General features: G+C 75.4%; 16 protein-coding genes. 9 read left to right on the forward strand and 7 right to left on the reverse strand.

The window, feature by feature from the left end; genetic code table 11:
* The first annotated feature begins 311 nt into the window (after positions 1-311).
* From HNR12_RS04395 to HNR12_RS04405, 3 genes are all read left to right on the forward strand, one after another.
* On the forward strand, positions 312-1,805 hold the full coding sequence (locus tag HNR12_RS04395) for a TldD/PmbA family protein (protein ID WP_218901859.1): 1,494 nt from the start codon (positions 312-314) through the stop codon (positions 1,803-1,805).
* Entirely contained in the window at positions 1,802-3,229 is a 1,428-nt protein-coding gene (locus tag HNR12_RS04400; RefSeq protein ID WP_179766287.1) for a metallopeptidase TldD-related protein, read from the forward strand. The genes HNR12_RS04395 and HNR12_RS04400 overlap by 4 nt, the downstream gene beginning before the upstream one ends.
* 279 nt (positions 3,230-3,508) lie before the next feature.
* A complete protein-coding gene (locus HNR12_RS04405; RefSeq protein ID WP_179766288.1) occupies positions 3,509-4,975 on the forward strand; it encodes a serine hydrolase domain-containing protein in 1,467 nt (488 codons plus the stop codon).
* A 135-nt stretch (positions 4,976-5,110) separates the two neighbouring features.
* Here the strand turns inward: HNR12_RS04405 and HNR12_RS04410 are convergent, their stop codons facing one another.
* Complete coding sequence (locus HNR12_RS04410) at positions 5,111-5,320, reverse strand: dodecin (protein ID WP_179766289.1); 210 nt, start codon at positions 5,318-5,320, stop codon at positions 5,111-5,113.
* Between the two features lie 489 nt (positions 5,321-5,809).
* Between HNR12_RS04410 and HNR12_RS04415 the strand changes: the two genes are divergently transcribed.
* The gene (locus HNR12_RS04415) at positions 5,810-6,097 is read left to right on the forward strand and encodes a hypothetical protein (protein WP_372451135.1); all 288 of its coding nucleotides are present in this window, start codon (positions 5,810-5,812) and stop codon (positions 6,095-6,097) included.
* Positions 6,098-6,141: 44 nt separating this feature from the next.
* Here the strand turns inward: HNR12_RS04415 and mobA are convergent, their stop codons facing one another.
* The 4 genes from mobA to moaA form a co-directional block, all read right to left on the reverse strand.
* Positions 6,142-6,756 (reverse strand): molybdenum cofactor guanylyltransferase, encoded by a 615-nt coding sequence (gene mobA / locus HNR12_RS04420; protein WP_179766290.1) that lies wholly within the window; start codon positions 6,754-6,756, stop codon positions 6,142-6,144.
* Positions 6,757-6,895: 139 nt separating this feature from the next.
* Complete coding sequence (locus HNR12_RS04425; protein ID WP_179766291.1) at positions 6,896-7,465, reverse strand: NADAR family protein; 570 nt, start codon at positions 7,463-7,465, stop codon at positions 6,896-6,898.
* 76 nt (positions 7,466-7,541) lie between these two features.
* Complete coding sequence (locus HNR12_RS04430) at positions 7,542-8,729, reverse strand: RtcB family protein (RefSeq protein WP_179766292.1); 1,188 nt, start codon at positions 8,727-8,729, stop codon at positions 7,542-7,544.
* Positions 8,730-9,076: 347 nt separating this feature from the next.
* The gene (gene moaA / locus HNR12_RS04435) at positions 9,077-10,066 is read right to left on the reverse strand and encodes a GTP 3',8-cyclase MoaA (RefSeq protein ID WP_179766293.1); all 990 of its coding nucleotides are present in this window, start codon (positions 10,064-10,066) and stop codon (positions 9,077-9,079) included.
* Between the two features lie 367 nt (positions 10,067-10,433).
* Between moaA and HNR12_RS04440 the strand changes: the two genes are divergently transcribed.
* The 4 genes from HNR12_RS04440 to HNR12_RS04450 are packed head-to-tail and all read left to right on the forward strand — an operon-like array spanning position 10,434 to position 12,694.
* Positions 10,434-10,913 (forward strand): cation:proton antiporter regulatory subunit, encoded by a 480-nt coding sequence (locus tag HNR12_RS04440; protein ID WP_179766294.1) that lies wholly within the window; start codon positions 10,434-10,436, stop codon positions 10,911-10,913.
* A 9-nt stretch (positions 10,914-10,922) separates the two neighbouring features.
* A complete protein-coding gene (locus HNR12_RS29050) occupies positions 10,923-11,390 on the forward strand; it encodes a cation:proton antiporter domain-containing protein (protein ID WP_276516365.1) in 468 nt (155 codons plus the stop codon).
* A complete protein-coding gene (locus tag HNR12_RS29055; RefSeq protein ID WP_276516404.1) occupies positions 11,390-11,824 on the forward strand; it encodes a cation:proton antiporter domain-containing protein in 435 nt (144 codons plus the stop codon). The genes HNR12_RS29050 and HNR12_RS29055 overlap by 1 nt, the downstream gene beginning before the upstream one ends.
* A gap of 42 nt (positions 11,825-11,866) precedes the next feature.
* Positions 11,867-12,694, forward strand: coding sequence for an alpha/beta hydrolase (locus HNR12_RS04450; protein ID WP_179766295.1), 828 nt, complete (start codon positions 11,867-11,869; stop codon positions 12,692-12,694).
* A 77-nt stretch (positions 12,695-12,771) separates the two neighbouring features.
* Here the strand turns inward: HNR12_RS04450 and HNR12_RS04455 are convergent, their stop codons facing one another.
* Entirely contained in the window at positions 12,772-14,649 is a 1,878-nt protein-coding gene (locus HNR12_RS04455; RefSeq protein ID WP_179766296.1) for an AMP-dependent synthetase/ligase, read from the reverse strand.
* Between the two features lie 141 nt (positions 14,650-14,790).
* On the reverse strand, positions 14,791-16,215 hold the full coding sequence (gene yczR / locus HNR12_RS04460; RefSeq protein WP_308118692.1) for a MocR-like transcription factor YczR: 1,425 nt from the start codon (positions 16,213-16,215) through the stop codon (positions 14,791-14,793).
* 202 nt (positions 16,216-16,417) lie between these two features.
* Here yczR and yczE point away from each other — a divergent pair, with 202 nt between their 5' ends.
* Entirely contained in the window at positions 16,418-17,011 is a 594-nt protein-coding gene (yczE, locus tag HNR12_RS04465; RefSeq protein WP_246425299.1) for a membrane protein YczE, read from the forward strand.
* Positions 17,012-17,194 lie beyond the last annotated feature (183 nt).

The following is a 17,194-nucleotide window of genomic DNA, read 5'->3' on the forward strand; positions in this document are numbered from 1 at the left end:
CGGACCACCGACGGTGGACCGTGATGACCGTGTGACATGACCAAGCTAACAGGCGCGGAATACCGGACGCGACCCGCCGCAACCTTGAATTTCGGTGGCCCATGCCACAGTGGGAGCCGTAAACGCACCCGGGGCCTCAGGCGACTTTGTCCAACCGCTCTCGCGTGTGGCCGGGGGCACTGCTCCCGGCTCGGGCGCCGTCCGCGCGAGCATCGCCGCCGGCACCTTTACGCGGTATATCTCCCCTTCCGCTCCGAGTGTCCCGTTCATCCCGCCATCCTGGCCCCCGGTTGCGTCCCTCGTTAGGTTGGATGACTGTGCCTGACATTGATGCTGACTTCCTTGCCCTGCCGATGCGGCGACTCGCCGACGCGGCGCTGCAGGCGGCCCGCGACCTCGGGGCCGACCACGCCGACTTCCGGCTGGAGCGGATACGGGGGCGCTACGTCTCCCTGGCGGACGCCGAACTCGACAGCGAGAGCGACACCGACACCCTCGGCTTCGCCGTCCGGGTGATCCACCGGGGCGTCTGGGGGTTCGCCGCCGACACCGTCCTCACCACCGACGCCGCCGCCGCCGTGGCCCGGCGGGCCGTCGAGGTGGCGACCGTGTCCGCCGCCGTCGCCACCGAGCGCGTCGAACTCGCCCCCGAGCCCGCCCACCGCGACGTCACCTGGGTGTCCTCCTACACGGTCGACCCCTTCACCGTGACCCCGCGCGAGCAGACCGCGCTGCTGGCCGGATGGAGCCGCCGCCTGCTGGAGGACAGCCGCGTCAACCACGTAGACGCCTCCTTCGAGGCGGTCAAGGAGCAGAAGTTCTACGCCGACACCGCCGGCACCGTCACCACCCAGCAGCGCGTGCGCATCGCCCCCGAGGTCGAGGTCGTCGCCACCCGCGACGGGCGCCTGGACAGCATGCGCACCATCTCCGCCCCCGCCGGGCGCGGCTGGGAGTACACCGCGCAGGTCGAGCTTGAACTCGACGCCCTGCCCGAACTCCTCGCCGAGAAGCTGGCCGCGCCCAGTGTCGAGGCCGGCCGCTACGACCTGGTCATCCACCCCTCCAATCTGTGGCTGACCATCCACGAGTCGATCGGCCACGCCACCGAACTGGACCGCGCGCTGGGCTACGAGGCCGCCTACGCGGGCACCTCGTTCGCCACCCCCGACAAGCTCGGCACCCTGCGGTACGGCTCCCCGATCATGAACGTCACCGGCGACCGCACCGCCGAGAACGGCCTGGCCACGATCGGCTACGACGACGAGGGGGTCGCCACCTCCTCCTTCGACCTCATCCGCGAGGGCGTGCTCGTGGGCTACCAGCGCGACCGGCGCATCTCCCGGCTGCAGGGCTATGAGTCCTCCAACGGCTGCGCCCACGCCGACTCCCCCTCGACCATGCCGATCCAGCGCATGGCCAACGTGTCGCTGGCGCCCGACCCCGACGGCCCCTCCACCGACGAGCTGATCTCCCAGGTCGAGCGCGGCGTCTACATCGTCGGCGACAAGAGCTGGTCCATCGACATGCAGCGCTACAACTTCCAGTTCACCGGCCAGCGCTTCTACCGCATCGAGAACGGCCGCCTGGCCGGCATGGTCCGCGACGTCGCCTACCAGGCCACCACCACCGACTTCTGGAACGCGATGCGCGCCGTCGGCGGACCCCAGACCTACGAACTGGGCGGGTCGTTCATGTGCGGCAAGGGCCAGCCCGGGCAGGTCGCGGCCGTGAGCCACGGCTGCCCCACGGCGGTCTTCTCCGACATCCGGGTTCTCAACACAGTGCAGGAGGCAGGGCGATGAGCGGGACCGCTCCTCAGGCGGTGGTGGAGCGGGCGCTGGAGCTGGCGCGCGCCGACGAGTGCGTGGTCCTCGTGGAGGAGACCTCCTCGGCCAACCTGCGCTGGGCGGGCAACTCGCTCACCACCAACGGCGCCACGCGCGGGCGCACGGTCACGGTGGTCGCGCTCACGCGCACCTCGCGCGGCGTGGCGGTCGGCACGCGCTCGCGCACCGGTGTCCGCGACGACGAACTGGAGGACCTGGTGCGGGCCGCCGAGGCGGCGAGCGAGGAGGCGCTGCCGACCGACGACGCCTCGCCGCTGCCGGCGCCCGAGGCGGCGTGCTCCCCCGCCGCGGCGACCCCGTGGGACGCGCCGGCGGCCGCGACCGACATCTCCGCCTTCTCGGGGGTGGCCCCGGGGCTGGGCCGCGCCTTCGAGCGCGCCGGCGCGGGCGGGCGGCGCCTGTACGGGTTCGCCGAGCACACCGTGACCTCGACCTTCCTCGGCACCTCGACCGGGGTCCGGCTGCGCCACGACCAGCCGACCGGCACGATCGACGTGAACGCGAAGTCCGCCGGGGAGCCGGAGTCGGGAGCGGGCACGGGCCACTCGGCGTGGGTGGGCCAGGCGACCCGCGACTTCTCCGACGTCGACGTCGACGCGCTGGAGCACGAACTGGGCCGGCGGATCGGCTGGGCCCAGCGCCGGGTGGACCTGGAGGCCGGGCGCTACGAGACCATCCTGCCCCCCAGCGCCGTGGCGGACATGATGGTCTTCCTCTACCTCAACGCCAACGGGCGCGACGCGGCCGAGGGGCGGACGGTGTTCTCGGCGCCCGGCGGCGGCACCCGGGTCGGCGACCGGCTGGCCTCGCTGCCGCTGACGCTGTTCAGCGACCCGCACCTGCCGGGGCTGGAGTGCGCGCCGTTCGTGTCGGCCACGGCGCCGGGGCGGCGGGTCACGGCGTTCGACAACGGGCTGCCGCTGCGGCGCACGGAGTGGATATCCAACGGTGAACTGGCGGCGCTGACCCAGACCCGCCGGACGGCGGAGACCACCGGGCTGCCGCTGACGGCGTTCATCGACAACCTGGTGCTGTGGCAGGCCGACGGCACGGCCACCGTGGACGAGATGGTGGCCCAGACCGAGCGCGGGCTGCTGCTGACCTGCGTGTGGTACGTGCGGGTGGTGGATCCGCAGTCGCTGCTGCTGACCGGGCTGACCCGCGACGGCGTCTACCTGGTCGAGGACGGCCGGGTCACGGGCGCGGTGAACAACTTCCGGTTCAACGAGTCGCCGGTGGGCCTGCTGGAACGGGCCCAGCAGGCGGGGGCCACCGTTCCGGCGCTCGGCCGGGAGTTCGGCGACGGGTTTACCCGCACGGCGATGCCGCCGCTGCGCATCCCCGACTTCAACATGTCCACGGTGAGCCAGGCGTCCTAGCCGGCCGGCGCCGAGGGGCGCCGGGGAAGGCCGGGGCGCGATACGCGGGGGCCGTTCGATCGCGGGATCGGACGGCCCCCGCGCCGTGCGGCGGGCGGTTTGCTGCGGCGTCCCGGAGGTGGGGGCCCGCAGGGGTCCGGGGCGGTGCGTTGGGGGCCGAACCAGGGGTGATCCCTGAGCCGCCGGGCCCGGCGCCGGTGGCAGGGTGGCAGCCGATCACGGCGCGCGGGCGGACGGCCCGCCGGCGCGCGTCCCCCCTTCCACCACGAAAGCCACCGCATGCGGGTACTCGCCTCCGTCCTCTCCCTGGCCCTGGCCGTGTCGGCCGCGGCCGGCCCCACCGCCCCCGCGGCCGCGGCCGCCGCCCCGCCGGGCCGCGTGGACCCGGCCGAGGTGGACGCCTTCGTCACCGGCTACCTCGACCGCCACGGACTGCCGGGCGCCGCCGTCGCCGTGGTCCGCGACGGCGAGACGGTCCACGAGGCCGGCTACGGCGAGGGGCTGGGCGGCGCCCCGCTCACCGAGCACAGCCGGCTGCGCATCGGCTCGGTGGCCAAGTCGTTCACCGCCTTCGCGGTGCTGCGCCTGGCCGACGAGGGCCGGGTCGACCTCGACGCCCCGGTCACCCGCTACCTGCCGGACTTCCGACCCGACCGCGGCATCACCCTGCGCCAACTGCTGTCGCACACCTCGGGGCTGCCCAGCCCCGTGGTCGTCGCCCCGGCCACGACCCTTGAGGAGGGTGTCGCCCGGATCGCGGAGTGGGAGCTGTCGGCCGAGCCCGGCACGTCCTACGCCTACAGCAACGCCAACTACTGGGTGGCGGCGCGCGTGGTGGAGGCGGTCGCGGGCCGGCCGTTCGGCGACCACCTGGCCGAGCGCGTCTTCGCCCCGCTGGGCATGGACGACACGGTCGGCACGACCACGCCGAGCGAGCCCGTGGAGGGCCTGGTCCCGGGCCACGTGACCGCCTACGGCGGGGCGCTGCCCGCGCCCGAGCCCGAGGCGATGAACGGCGGGGCCGGCGGCGTGGTGAGCACCGCCCACGACATGGCCGCCTGGCTCGCCATGCAGCAGCGCGGCGGGATCGGCCCCGACGGGCGGCGGCTGCTGTCGGAGGCGCTGGTCGAGGAGTCCCGCAACCGGCAGCCCCACGCCGGCCGGGCCGGGCTCGGCTGGCGGCACAGCGGGGAGGGGGTGACACCCGCGCGGGTCTCCCACAGCGGGGTGACCGCCGGGTTCAACGCCCAGCAGGACCTGGTCACCGGCAGCGGATACGGCGTGGCCGTGCTGGTGAACGCCTTCTCCCCGGCGCGGGAGCACGCCTATGAGATCAGCTCGGGGATCATCGACCTGACCGAGGGGCGGACCCCCGACCCCGGCGCGCCGACCGCGACAGCGGTCGACCTGGTCCTGGGCGCGCTCACCGCCGCGGCCCTGGCGCTGGGAGTGCTGGGGCTGCGGCGCTCGGGCCGGTGGGCGGCGCGGCGCGCGGCCTGGCCCGCGTGGCGGTTCGGCCTGCGCCTGCTGCCCCAGTTGGCCGCTCCGGCCCTGGCGGTGTTCCTGTTCCTCGTCGCGCCCGCGCTGGAGGGCAACAGCTACACCACGGCGGACGCGTTCCGGCTGTTCCCGGCGTTCATGGTGCTGGTGGCGGCGCTGGCGGCCGCGGGTGCGGCGCTCACGGCCGCCCGCGTGGCGGCCCGGGTGCGCACCGCCGCGCCCGGCGCAGGGGAGGCGCGGCGGTAGCCGGAGTCGGGGCCACCGCCCCCGCCGGGCGCGGGTGCGCCGCACGCGGGCCGCGCCGTCCGTCGCCCTGGGCGGGGCGGCGGCGCGGCGCGGGCCGCGCGGGGCCGCCGGGGGGCGGCCCGGGGTCCGGCGCGGCTACTCGTCCAGCCGGAACCCGACCTTGAGGCCGACCTGGAAGTGCCCGACCCGGCCGTTCTCCAGGTGGCCGCGAATCTCGGTGACCTCGAACCAGTCGAGTTCGCGCAGCGTGGCGGCGGCGCGCTCGATGCCGTTGCGGATCGCCTGGTCCACGCTCTCGGTCGAGGTGCCCACGATCTCGGTGACGCGGTAGGTGTGGTGGGACATACGGCTCCCTTCCGTCGGTGCTCGGTGGCACACTGCCCGCCGCGCGCGGCGGCAATCGCGGAAGCGGGCCGCCGGAGGCGTCCGCGCGGGTGGCGGGGCGGATTGCGGACGGGCTTTGCGCGGGGCCCGGGTGACCGCTTCGCCGTGCTGTGGCTCCTGTGTGTAATGCGCCTTTCCTGCCTGTTCAGGACCATCGACGTATTGACCTGCTGGACTCTCCCGAGACCACGTCGTAACTAAGTCTTGACGTACACAGGGGGTTGTCGGTGTAGATTGGGCCTCAGCGCTTCGGTCCCCCGTCGAAGCGCTGGGCCGGTGTTCCGAGCCCCCGTCGGAACACCGTTGCGACGTCGGGTGGTTTGCCCCCGTAGCCACCCGACGTCGCTTTTTTGTGCGCCGATGGGCGGGCCGTGGCATGCTCGTGACCGGCATCCGACCGACGGCGCATCGCGCCCGCGACCGCGCGGTCGCACTACCACGGGGAGCGGCGTGGACACCAGCGGAGGAACCCCCGGCCGGGGCGACGACGGCGCCGGGCGCCCGGGACCCGCACCGGGGGCCGGGCCCGGCTCACCGGAGCCCGAGGTCCTGTGCTCGCGGCGCGGCTGCCGCGCGCCCGCCACGTGGGTGCTGGTGTGGAACAACCCCCGGATCCACACCGTCGACCGCCGCAAGACCTGGGTCGCCTGCGACGAGCACCGCGACTACCTCGCCGACTTCCTGGGCGTGCGCGGGTTCCTGCTGGAGACGGTGCCCTTCGCGGAGTTCGGCGGCTGAGCCGCGCGCCCGGGGCTTCCCCGCACTCCGCCGCGTGGACGCCTTCACGCGTGGGGGCCGCCCGGCCGGTCGGCGGCCGGATCGGCCGGCACCGCCCGCGCGGCGGCCAGTTCCTCGGGGGTGTCGCAGTCGAACGCGGCCCAGGAGCCCCCGCCGAGGGCCGCGGCCGGGAGCAGGGCGGGGCCGAGCGGACCGAGCAGGCCGCGCAGGGAGCCGCCGGTGTAGTCGGCCAGGGCGGCGCGGACGCGTTCGGTGCGCCAGGCGCCCAGCAGCCACTGCGGCCGTCCGCCGCCGTCCACGAGCACCGCGCCCGCGCCGTTGCGCCGGGCGGCCGCCAGCAGCGCGGCGACGTCCTCGGGGCGCACGAACGGCAGGTCGCCGGCCAGCAGGGCGAACCACGGCCGCTCGACGCGGGTGAGCCCGGCCCGCAGGGCGGGCACGGGACCGGCTCCGGGCGGGTCCTCGCGGACGTAGCGGGCGGCCGGGCGCTCGCGCGGCGGGCCAACGACCACCAGCGCGGCGGCCGCGCGCGCGGCCGCCGCGACGCGCTCCACCAGCGGCGTTCCGCCGACCGTGAGGCCGGGCTTGTCGCCGCCGCCCATGCGCCGGGCGGCTCCCCCGGCCAGGACGACGGCGTCGAACGGCTCGGCACCGGGCATCGCGCCCTCCTCGCACTCGCAGTGCCCCGCCCCCAGCATGCCACCGGGGCGCGGGCTCCGCCTCTCCTCACCCGGTCCGGCGCCGCCGCCCGCCGGGCGCCCCGGGCCGAACCGCAGACGAGGCGGGCGCCGCCCGGGGTCAGGCCGCCAGTTCCGCCCGGGCGCGCATCAGGGCGAACCCCAGCAGGTTGGCGCCGCGCCACTGGTCGGGGTCGGCGGCGCGGTCGTCGTCGGCGGCCAGGCCGATCCCCCACACCCGGTCCAGCGGGCTGGCCTCGACCAGCACCCGCCCGGAGGTCGCCTGGAGGAAGGCGCCGAGGTCGGGGTTCTGCCCGAACTTGTGCACCGATCCGCGGACGACGATGTCGAAGGCGCGGTCGGACCAGACGTCCTGGTCGAAGCCGCGCACCTGGCGGCCGACGGCCTTGGCCGCACCGGGGCTCTGCGCGGTTAGGACCCGGCGCAGGGCGTCGTCGTCGCCGAACAGCCGCGCCTTCTCCGCCATCATCCAGTGCTCGGCGGTGGGGTAGGAGACGCCGCCGACGGTGAACCCGGCCGGCCACCACTGGCTGAGGCAGCCCGGCCCCACCGATCCGTCACGGGCGGGCCGGTGGCCCCAGAAGAACAGGTACCGCGGGTGTTCCCCGCGCGCCACGCGCTCGCGCAGCGCGGCGACCGACAGCGGCTGGTCCGCCTCGGGCCGGGGCATCGCAATCCACTCCTCGCTCGTTCCATGGTCCGGGCCGACACCCGCCCGTCCGCCCGCGCGGGCGGACGGGCGGGGCTCAGCCCTTCACGCACACGACCTGGCGCAGGTGGGCGACGACCTCCACCAGGTCGGTCTGGGCCTCGACCACGGCGCTGATGTCCTTGTAGGCGGCGGGGATCTCGTCGAGGACCCCGGCGTCCTTGCGGCACTCCACGCCCTTGGTCTGCTCCACGAGGTCGGCCTCGGTGAACCGCCGCTTGGCCTTGTTGCGGCTCATCCGGCGTCCGGCGCCGTGGGAGGCGGAGTTGAACGCGGCGGGGTTGCCCAGCCCGCGCACGATGTAGGTGCCGGTGGCCATGGAGCCCGGGATGATGCCGTAGTCGCCCGCTCCGGCGCGGATGGCGCCCTTGCGGGTCACCAGCACCCGCACACCGTCGTACTCCTCCTCGGCGACGTAGTTGTGGTGGCAGGAGATCCACTGCTCGAACCGCACGCCCGGCACGGTCGCGCGCAGCACGTCGCAGGCCAGGCCCATCATGATGTCGCGGTTGCGGCGCGCGTACTCCTGCGCCCAGAACAGGTCGCGCCGGTAGTCGTCCATCTCGGGGGTGCCGGCGACGAACACCGCGAGGTCGCGGTCGGGGAGGTCCTGGTTGTGCGGCAGCCGCCGGGCGCGCTCGATGTGGTGCTCGGCCAGCTCCTTGCCGATGTTGCGCGACCCGGAGTGCAGGACCAGCCACACCTTCTGGTCGTCGTCCAGGCAGACCTCCAGGAAGTGGTTGCCCCCGCCCAGCGTGCCCAGCTGGCGGGCGGCGCGCTCGCGGCGGTCGTGCACGGGCCGCGCCAGGGAGTCGAACCGGGCCCAGAAGTCGTCCCAGCCGGAGGTGCGCAGCCCGTGCACGCGGCGCGGGTCGACGGGGCGCTCGTGGGCGTGGTAGCCGACCGGGATGGCCGCCTCCAGGCGCGAGCGCAGCCGGGCGAGGTCGTCGGGCAGGTCGGCGGCGGTCAGGGTGGAGCGTACGGCGGTCATGCCGCAGCCGATGTCCACCCCGACGGCGGCGGGCGAGACGGCGTCGCGCATGGCGATCACCGATCCCACGGTGGCGCCCTTGCCGTAGTGGACGTCGGGCATGACGGCCAGCCCGTGCACCCAGGGCAGGCGGGTGACGTTGCGCAGCTGGTCCATGGCGGCGGGCTCGACGGTGTCAGGGTCGGCCCACATGCGGATCGGAACCCGCGCTCCGGGAACCTCGGTGTAGGGCATGGGGCCACCTCCTCGATGGAAAGCCGGTGCGGTGCGCGACCACCCCATGATCGCGCCCCCCTATGACGCCAGAGACGGCGCGGGCCGGGCAACCGGTTTTCCCGCCCGGAACAGCCGGGCCGGGCGCGGACGTCGGCGCCACGCGCGTTTTCTGGGCGGCGGTGGATCCGGCGGGCCGGCGGGTCTGGCCGGCGGCCGGCCTCGGGCGCGGCCGGCGCGCTTCCGCGGCAAAGGCCGGCCGCTGAGGGGGGTCCCGTGGGGACCGGGTGCGGCGCGGGGCCGCGGTGGCGCGCGCCCCCGGGGCGCGCTCCCCCCTGCGGGGAGACCGGGGACGGACGCGGGCGGGCTCAGCCGCCGATGGCCGACATCGGGCGGGACGGTTGGAGGAAGCTGGGGTCGTTGATCCCGTGGCCGGGCAGCTTGGCGGCCACGGCGGCGCGCCAGCGGTCGGCGATCTCCTCGTCGGTGCCGCCGCCGCGCAGCAGGGGCCGCAGGTCGGACTCCTCGCGGGCGAACAGGCAGTTGCGGATCTGGCCGTCGGCCGTCAGCCGCACGCGGTCGCAGGCCCCGCAGAAGGGCCGGGTGACCGAGCCGATGATGCCGACGGTGGCCGGGCCGCCGTCGACGTGGAACAGTTCGGCCGGGGCGCTGCCGCGCGTGTCGGCGTCGGCGGGCGCCAGGTCGAAGTGGACGCCGAGCCGGTCCAGGATCTCGTCGGCGGTGACCATGGTGTCGCGGCGCCAGCCGTGCTGGGCGTCCAGCGGCATCTGCTCGATGAAGCGCAGTTCGTAGCCGTGGTCCAGGCAGAAGCGCAGCAGGTCGGGGGCGTCGTCGTCGTTGACGCCGCGCATGAGCACGCTGTTGACCTTGACCGGGGTGAGCCCGGCCGCGGCCGCGGCCGCCATGCCGTCGAGGACGTCGTGCAGTCGGCGGCGGCGGGCGAGTTTCTCGAAGACGTCGGGGCGCAGGGTGTCGAGGGAGACGTTGACCCGGTCCAGGCCGGCCTCGGCCAGCGCGGCGGCCGTGCGGGCCAGGCCGATGCCGTTGGTGGTCAGGGCGGTGTGGGGGCGGGGGCGCAGGGCGGTGGTGGCGGCGACGATGCCGACCAGGCCGCGGCGCAGGAGGGGTTCGCCGCCGGTGAAGCGGACCTCCTCGATGCCCAGCCGGGTCACGCCGATGCCGATGAGGCGGATGAGTTCGTCGTCGGTCAGGAGGTCGTCCTTGGGCAGCCACTCCAGGCCCTCGGGGGGCATGCAGTAGGTGCAGCGGAGGTTGCAGCGGTCGGTGAGCGAGACTCGTAGGTCGGTGGCGACTCTGCCGTAGGAATCGGCCAGCATGGGGCGTCACCTCTCAGATTCGTTGGCTGCCGGAGTGCGGCAGGTGCGGATGCGTCGGTGGTGACGTCACCTGACTCATGCCCGCAGCGCCCCCAGCCTAAAAGATGCCTCCTTCGCACCTTCTGGTGAACCCTGAGCGAAAGCGGACGATTGTCGCGTTCGTCGATTTCGCGTGTTCCGTCCGGCTGGTCAGACCCCCGGCTTCCCCGCCGGGGCCGGACCGAACCCGCCCGCGCTGACCGGAACCGGCCCGCCACCCAAACCCGCCCGGCGCGTCGCCGGGGCCGGCGGCCGGGCCTCCGCCCGGCGCGCGGGCGCCGCGGTGCCCGGCGGGTATCCCGCCCCGCCGCGGGGCATAGGTCAGGCCATGGAGGTCACCGAGGTCCTGCTGCCCGGCGTGGGCATCCGCTACGAGTTCACCACATCGCGCGGCGCGCGCATCGGGGTCGTGGCGCGCCGCAACGGCGACACCGAACTGCTCAGCTACAGCGGCGGCGACCCCGACACCCCCCGCCACCTGCTGCACCTCAGCCGCGAGGAGGCCGAGACCGTCGCGGAGATCCTGGGCGCGCCGCGCATCGCCGAGCGCTTCGCCGACCTCACCCGCGAGGTCCCCGGACTGGTCTCGGGCCAGATCGAGGTCGGCCCCCGCTCGCCCTACCGCGACCGGGCGCTGGGCGACACCCGCGCGCGCACCCGCACCGGGGCCTCAATCGTGGCCATCGTGCGCGGCGACCACGTGATCGCCTCGCCCACGCCCGCCCAGCTCCTGCGCGCCGGCGACGTGCTCGTGGTGGTGGGAACGGCCGAGGGCATCGCGGGCGTCGAGTCCATCATCGGCGCCTAGCCCAGCGCCATGGAGGTCTCCGTCGCCCTGTTCGTGGAACTCGGCGCCGTCCTCGTGGTCCTGAGCGTCGCCTCGGCTGCGGCCCGGCGCCTCGGGCTCTCCCCCGTCCCGCTCTACCTGCTGGCCGGCCTGGCCCTGGGCGAGGGCGGCGTGGCGCCGGTCCCGGCCGCCGGCGACTTCATCGGCACGGGCGCGGCCATCGGCATGGTGCTGCTGCTGTTGCTGCTCGGCCTGGAGTTCTCCCCTCGGGAGTTCACCCAGAGCCTGCGCCTGCACCTGCCCTCCTCGGCGCTGGACGCCGTGCTCAACGCGGCCCCCGGCGCGCTGGCCGGGTGGCTCATGGGCCTGGACTGGCGCGGCGCCCTGGCGCTTGCCGGGATCACCTGGATCTCCTCCTCGGGCATCATCGCGCGGCTGCTCACCGACCTGGGCCGGCTGGGCAACCGCGAGACCCCTCGGTGCTGTCGGTGCTGGTGATGGAGGACATCGCCATGGCGGTGTACCTGCCGCTGCTGGGGGCCGCGCTGGTCGGCAGCTCCGCGGGGCGCACCCTGGTGGCGCTGGCCACCGCCCTGGGCGCGGTCGCGCTCGCGCTGTTCGCCTCCCACCGGCTGCGCGACCCGCTGAACCGGCTGCTGGACACCGCCGACTCCGAGCAGTTCCTGCTGCGCGTCCTGGGGCTGGCCCTGCTGGTGGCCGGCGCCGCCGAGGCCGCCCACGCCTCGGCGGCGGTGGGCGCGTTCTTGGTGGGCCTGGCGCTCAGCGGCCAGCTCGCCGAGCGCGCGCGGCTGGCCGTGGAACCCCTGCGCGACCTGTTCTCGCTGGTGTTCTTCCTGGCCATCGGCCTGACGATCGACCCGCGCGACCTGCTGCCCGTGCTCCCGGCCGCCGCGGCGCGGTGGGCCGCGTAGTCTGCCCGGAACGACGTCGTCGGCGATAGGGAGGAGTCGCAGGTGGTCAGCACGCGGGAATGGGAGCTGCCCGGAGGCCCCGGAGGCGGCGGGCGGCTGGCCGCGCGGGCGTGGGCGCCCGAGCGCGGGGAGCCGGACTGGCTGGCGGTGCTGGTGCACGGCTACGGCGAGCACATCGGGCGCTACACCCACGTGGCCGAGGCGCTGTGCGCCGGCGGCGCGGCGGTCTACGGGCTGGACCACCGCGGGCACGGCCGGTCCTCGGGCGAGCGCGTGCTGATCGAGGACTTCGCCGACGTGGTCGAGGACGTGCACCGCGTGGTGACCCAGGCGCGCACCGCCTACCGCACGCTGCCGCTGGTGCTCGTCGGCCACTCCATGGGCGGGCTGATCGCCGCCCGCTACGCCCAGCTGCACGGCGCCGGCCTCGCCGGCCTGGTGCTGTCGGGCCCGGTCCTGGGCCGCTGGACCTCCGCGCAGGACCTGCTGGCCGCGGCCGAGATCCCCGACACCCCCATCGACACCGGCACCCTCTCGCGCGACCCCGAGGTGGGCCGCGCCTACGCCGCCGACGAGCTGGTCTGGCACGGCCCGTTCAAGCGCCCCACCCTCCGGGCCGTCGACACCGAACTGCGGCGCGTCACCGAGCACGGCCGCCTGGACGGCACGCCGCTGCTGTGGGTGCACGGCTCCGACGACCGGCTCGTCCCGCTCTCCGACACCCGCGTGGGCATCGAGGCGTTCGCCGGCGAGGACGTGACCGCGCGGATCTTCCCCGGCGCCCGGCACGAGGTGTTCAACGAGACCAACCGCGACGAGGTGCTGGCCGAGGTCGTGCGGTTCGCGCGGCGGTGCGCGGGCCTGGGCTGACCCGCCGACACCGTACCCGCCTCCGCGCCCCGGGCACCGGCCCGCGGCCGGGCCGGTGCCCGGGGCGCGGGCCGCCCTCAGCCCTGCTCGTAGAGGGCGGAGATCGCCTCGGCGTACTTGCGCTGGATCACCCGGCGCTTCATCTTCATCGAGGGGGTCAGCTCCTCGCCCTCCACCGTCCACTCCTCCGCAAGCAGCCGCCACCGCTTGACCTGCTGGACGCGGGCCAGGCGGGCGTTGGCGGCGACCACCGCCGTCTCCACCTCGGCCAGCACCTTGGGGTGCTCCGCCAGCTCGGCGAGCCCGGCCGCGTCGATGCCGTGGGCGGCCGCCCACGCGGGCGCCACGTCGGGGTCCAGCGTCAGCAGCGCCACCGGGTAGGGGCGGCGGTCGGCGTAGGCCAGGGCCTGCCCGATGAGCGGGTGCTCCTTGAGCCGGTTCTCGATGACCGCGGGCGGGATGTTCTCGCCCCCGGCCGTGATGATCAGCTCCTTCTTGCGGTCCACGACGTAGAGGAACCCGTCGTCGTCCAGCCGCCCGATGTCGCCGGTGTGCAGCCAGCCCTCGGCGTCGATGAGCGCGGCGGTCTCGTCGGGGCGGTTGAGGTAGCCGGCGGTGTTGACGGGGCCGCGCACCAGGATCTCGCCGTCGGGCGCCAGCGCGATCTCCATGCCGTCGGAGGGGCGGCCCACGCTGCCGAAGCGGTAGGCGGTGGGCCGGTTGACGGTGACCGCGCCGCAGTTCTCGGTCATGCCGTAGATGTCGCGCAGCAGGACACCCAGCCCGGAGAAGAAGCGCAGGGTCTCCTCGGGCATCGGCGCGGCGGCTGTGGTGAAGGCCGTGCAGCGGTCCAGCCCGACCAGCGCGCGGACGGGCCGCAGCACCCCCTCGTCGACCTCGGCGAAGCGCCGCTCCAGCTCCCGGCCGCGGGTGCGGCCGTACTGTCCGGCCTCCAGGTAGGCCCGCGCGACCTCGGCGGCCTCCTCGACGGCGGCGCGCCGCTCGGCGGGGGCCGCCGCCAGCGCGGCGGTGAGCCCCGCCTGCAGCTTCTCCCACACGCGCGGCACCCCGAACAGCCCGTGCGGGCGCACCAGCGGCAGGTAGGCGCCCAGCTGCCGGGGGTCGGGGCAGAAGTGCAGGTGCCCGGCGATGCGGATGGGCAGGTAGGCGCTGAGCACCCGCTCGGCGATGTGGGCCATGGGCAGGTAGGACACCGAGCAGCCGCCGAAGGGCAGGTCGTTGGCGCGCAGCGTGATGGTGACCTGGTACAGCACCTGGCGGTGGGACTCCGGTACGCCCTTGGGCGCGCCGGTGGTGCCGGAGGTGTAGAGCAGGGTGGCGCTGTCCTGGGGGCGCACCGCGGCCGCGCGCCCGCGCACGGGGCCGGGGTCGGCGGCGTGCGCGCCGCGCCCGGCCCGCACGAACTCCGCCCAGCTCACGAAGCGGGGGCCGGCGCCGCCGCCGGAGCTCGGCACCGCGCCGGCGTCGAGCAGCACCACGGTGCGCAGGCCGGGCAGCCGCTCCAGGGCCGCCGCCCAGCGCTCCAGTTCGGCGGCGCCCTCCAGCACGGCGACCGCCGCGCCGCAGTCGCCGGCGACGAACTCCACCTGCTCGGGCGCCAGCGTGGGGTAGACGGTGAACGGCACCCCTCCGGCGTGCACCGCGCCCAGGTCGGCGACGAGGTGCTCGGGGCGGTTGCCGAGCATGAGCGCCACCACCTCGCCCGGGGCCAGCCCGTGGACGACGAACGCGGCGGCCGCCTCCAGCACGGCGAGGCGGTACTCGGCCCAGGTCAGCGTGGCCCACTCCCCGTCGGCGGTGCCGGAGGGGCGCCAGGACAGCGCGGGCATGTCGCCGTGCCGCTCGGCGGTGTCGCGGAGCCAGTCCACGAGGGTCAGTCCGCTGATCTCGTCCTCGACGTCCCGCCGGACGCGCAGGGTCTCGCTGGGGTCCATCGCCGCTCCCGTGTGTTCCACATCACGCCGCCTGGCGCAATCGGACCACGGCCCGCCCACGCCCGCAAGCACCGCGCGGGGCACGGTTTCGACGCGGCGCGGGGCGGTGGGACGGCGGCTCCGCCAGCGGGGGCCGCCGTACTAGACGTAGAGGTCGTGGCGCGGGGCGCCGGGACGGGCCGCGGTCTCGGCCCACGCCCGCGCCAGCCGCTCCACCCCGTCGGCCAGGACCTCGGGCGGGAGGGTGTAGGACAGCCGCACGTAGTGCTCCAGCGTGCCGTCGGCGCCGAACAGCGGCCCGGGCGCGAGGTGCACGCCGTGGCGGGCGCCGGCCTCGCGCAGCGCGGTGGCCGCCGGGCGCGGCAGGCCCGCCCACAGCACCAGGCCGCCGGAGGGGCGGGAGCAGCGCCACTCGGGGATGCGCTCGCGCAGCACCGCCACCAGGGCGTCGCGGTTGCGGGCGAGCTGCCGGCTGCGTTCGGCGCGCACCCGCAGCATGTCGGCGAACAGGTGGGTGACGGTGAGCTGGTCCATCAGCGAGCTGGAGAGGTCCACGCGCTGGCGGGCCGCCGCCAGCCGCTCCACCATCGGCGGGGTGGTGCGCACCCAGCCGATGCGCAGCCCGCCCCAGAACGTCTTGGCCACCGACCCCACGGTGTAGACCCGGCCGTCGGTGTCGTGCGCGGCGGTGGGGGCGGGCTGGTCGCCGGAGTCGATGGCGAGTTCGGCGACGCTTTCGTCCACGATGAGCGCGGCGTCGGCGCGGCGGGCCTCGGCGACCACGGCCGCGCGCTCCTCGTCGTCCATGAGGGCGCCGGTGGGGTTCTGGAAGTCGGGGATCAGGTAGGCCAGGCGGGGGCGGAACCGGCGGAACGCGTCGAGGACGTGGTCCATGTCCCAGCCCGAGGGCGTGACCCCGGCGGCGCGCACCTGGAGGCCGTGGCGGCGGGCGGCGTCCAGGGCGTGGGGGTAGCTGGGCGACTCCGCGAGCAGGGTGTCGCCGGGGTCGGCGAGCAGTCCCAGCAGCAGCGCCACGGCGTGCTGGGCGCCGTTGGTCACGCAGATCTGCTCGGGTGCCGTGGGCAGGCCGCGCTCGACGTAGCGCCGGGCGATGGCGTGGCGCAGTTCGGGCAGGCCGCGCGGGTTGTAGCCGATCCCGCCGACGTGGGCGGCGAGCTGGTCCACTGCCAGGCGGGCGGCCTGCTGGAGGCCGTCGATGGCCGCGGGCGCGGCGATGCCCAAATCCACGTGCTCGGTGTGGGGCAGCAGCTGGCCGCCGCCCGGTCCGGAGTCGGGCAGCACGGTCCAGCTCCCGGCGCCCTGGCGGCTGTCGAGGTAGCCGTTCTCGCGCAGCCAGGCGTAGGCGGCGGTGACGGTGTTGCGGCTGACTCCCAGCGCCGCCGCGAGGTCGCGCTCGGCGGGCAGGCGGGTGTAGGTGGGCACCCGGCCGTCGAGCACGAGGCCGCTGATGGCGCGCGCCACTCCCAGGTAGTAGGGCCGCTCGCGCGCGGCGGCCCCGATGAGGCGGGCCAGTAGATGGCCATTGATCCGTCGTTCACCGACCACGAAAGGTGCCACTTTCCCGAATTGGCGCTGTTCTCCGCCCAAGAAGCGGTCCAACATTACCCGAGTGGCTCACAAGTTCTCACGCACTACCCGTGCTCCCGGTGCGGAGCCCTCCGCACCCGGACCCCTGTCCCGCCTGGCCGGCCGCGTCCTGCTCACCCCGGCGCTGCCGCGCCCCCGCCTGCGCCGCCTGGCGCACCTCATGGTGGGGCTGCACCTCTACGGCCTGGGCTGCGCCCTGCTGATGGCCGCCCGGCTGGGCTCGATGCCCTGGGACGTGCTCCACCAGGGGCTGGCCCGCATCACCGGGCTGTCGGTGGGCACCTGGATGATCCTGGTCGGCGGCATGGTGATGCTGCTGTGGATCCCGCTGCGCCAGCGCCCCGGCGTGGGCACGCTGTCCAACGTGCTGCTGGTGGGCGTGTGGACCGACCTGTGGCTGCGGTGGCTGCCCGAGCCCGAGGCGCTGCCCCTGCGCTGCCTCATGCTGGCGCTGGGCATCCTGGCGATCGCCGGCGCCACCGCACTCTACATCGGCGCCCGGCTGGGGCCGGGCCCGCGCGACGGCCTCATGGTCGGCCTGGCCGAGCGCACGCCCTTCTCCCTGCGCCTGGCGCGCACCGCCATCGAGGTCGCCGTGGTGGCCGTCGGCGTGCTGATGGGCGGCACCCTGGGCGTGGGCACGCTGCTGTTCGCCCTGGTGATCGGTCCGCTCACCCAGGCGCTGATGCCGCTGGGCGCGGTGCCCGACCCCGCGCCGCCGCGGACCGGCTCCCCCTCCGCCCCCGCCGCCTGACGCGCGGCCGGGTGGCCCGGCCGGGCCGCCGGGTGGCCCTTCGGCGGCCCCGCCCCGCGGCGACCGGAACCGGTCACCGCGGGGCCGTCCGCGTCCGGTCCCGCCGCCCGCCGATTACGGCGCAATAACGGATTCTCAGACACAAACCAGGGGCCCGCACCGGCAATCAGCCCCTCCACTCCC

Source organism: Streptomonospora nanhaiensis (assembly GCF_013410565.1).
GTDB classification, from domain to species: Bacteria; Actinomycetota; Actinomycetes; order Streptosporangiales; family Streptosporangiaceae; genus Streptomonospora; species Streptomonospora nanhaiensis.

Excerpts from the sequence above, each read along its gene's own strand:
- HNR12_RS04395 (WP_218901859.1), top strand. The coding sequence starts at position 312 with ATGACTGTGCCTGACATTGATGCTGACTTCCTTGCCCTGCCGATGCGG.
- HNR12_RS04400 (WP_179766287.1), top strand. The coding sequence starts at position 1,802 with ATGAGCGGGACCGCTCCTCAGGCGGTGGTGGAGCGGGCGCTGGAGCTG.
- HNR12_RS04405 (WP_179766288.1), top strand. The coding sequence starts at position 3,509 with ATGCGGGTACTCGCCTCCGTCCTCTCCCTGGCCCTGGCCGTGTCGGCC.
- HNR12_RS04410 (WP_179766289.1), bottom strand. The coding sequence starts at position 5,320 with ATGTCCCACCACACCTACCGCGTCACCGAGATCGTGGGCACCTCGACC.
- mobA (WP_179766290.1), bottom strand. The coding sequence starts at position 6,756 with ATGCCCGGTGCCGAGCCGTTCGACGCCGTCGTCCTGGCCGGGGGAGCC.
- HNR12_RS04425 (WP_179766291.1), bottom strand. The coding sequence starts at position 7,465 with ATGCCCCGGCCCGAGGCGGACCAGCCGCTGTCGGTCGCCGCGCTGCGC.
- HNR12_RS04430 (WP_179766292.1), bottom strand. The coding sequence starts at position 8,729 with ATGCCCTACACCGAGGTTCCCGGAGCGCGGGTTCCGATCCGCATGTGG.
- moaA (WP_179766293.1), bottom strand. The coding sequence starts at position 10,066 with ATGCTGGCCGATTCCTACGGCAGAGTCGCCACCGACCTACGAGTCTCG.
- HNR12_RS04440 (WP_179766294.1), top strand. The coding sequence starts at position 10,434 with ATGGAGGTCACCGAGGTCCTGCTGCCCGGCGTGGGCATCCGCTACGAG.
- HNR12_RS29050 (WP_276516365.1), top strand. The coding sequence starts at position 10,923 with ATGGAGGTCTCCGTCGCCCTGTTCGTGGAACTCGGCGCCGTCCTCGTG.
- HNR12_RS29055 (WP_276516404.1), top strand. The coding sequence starts at position 11,390 with ATGGAGGACATCGCCATGGCGGTGTACCTGCCGCTGCTGGGGGCCGCG.
- HNR12_RS04455 (WP_179766296.1), bottom strand. The coding sequence starts at position 14,649 with ATGGACCCCAGCGAGACCCTGCGCGTCCGGCGGGACGTCGAGGACGAG.
- yczE (WP_246425299.1), top strand. The coding sequence starts at position 16,418 with ATGGTGGGGCTGCACCTCTACGGCCTGGGCTGCGCCCTGCTGATGGCC.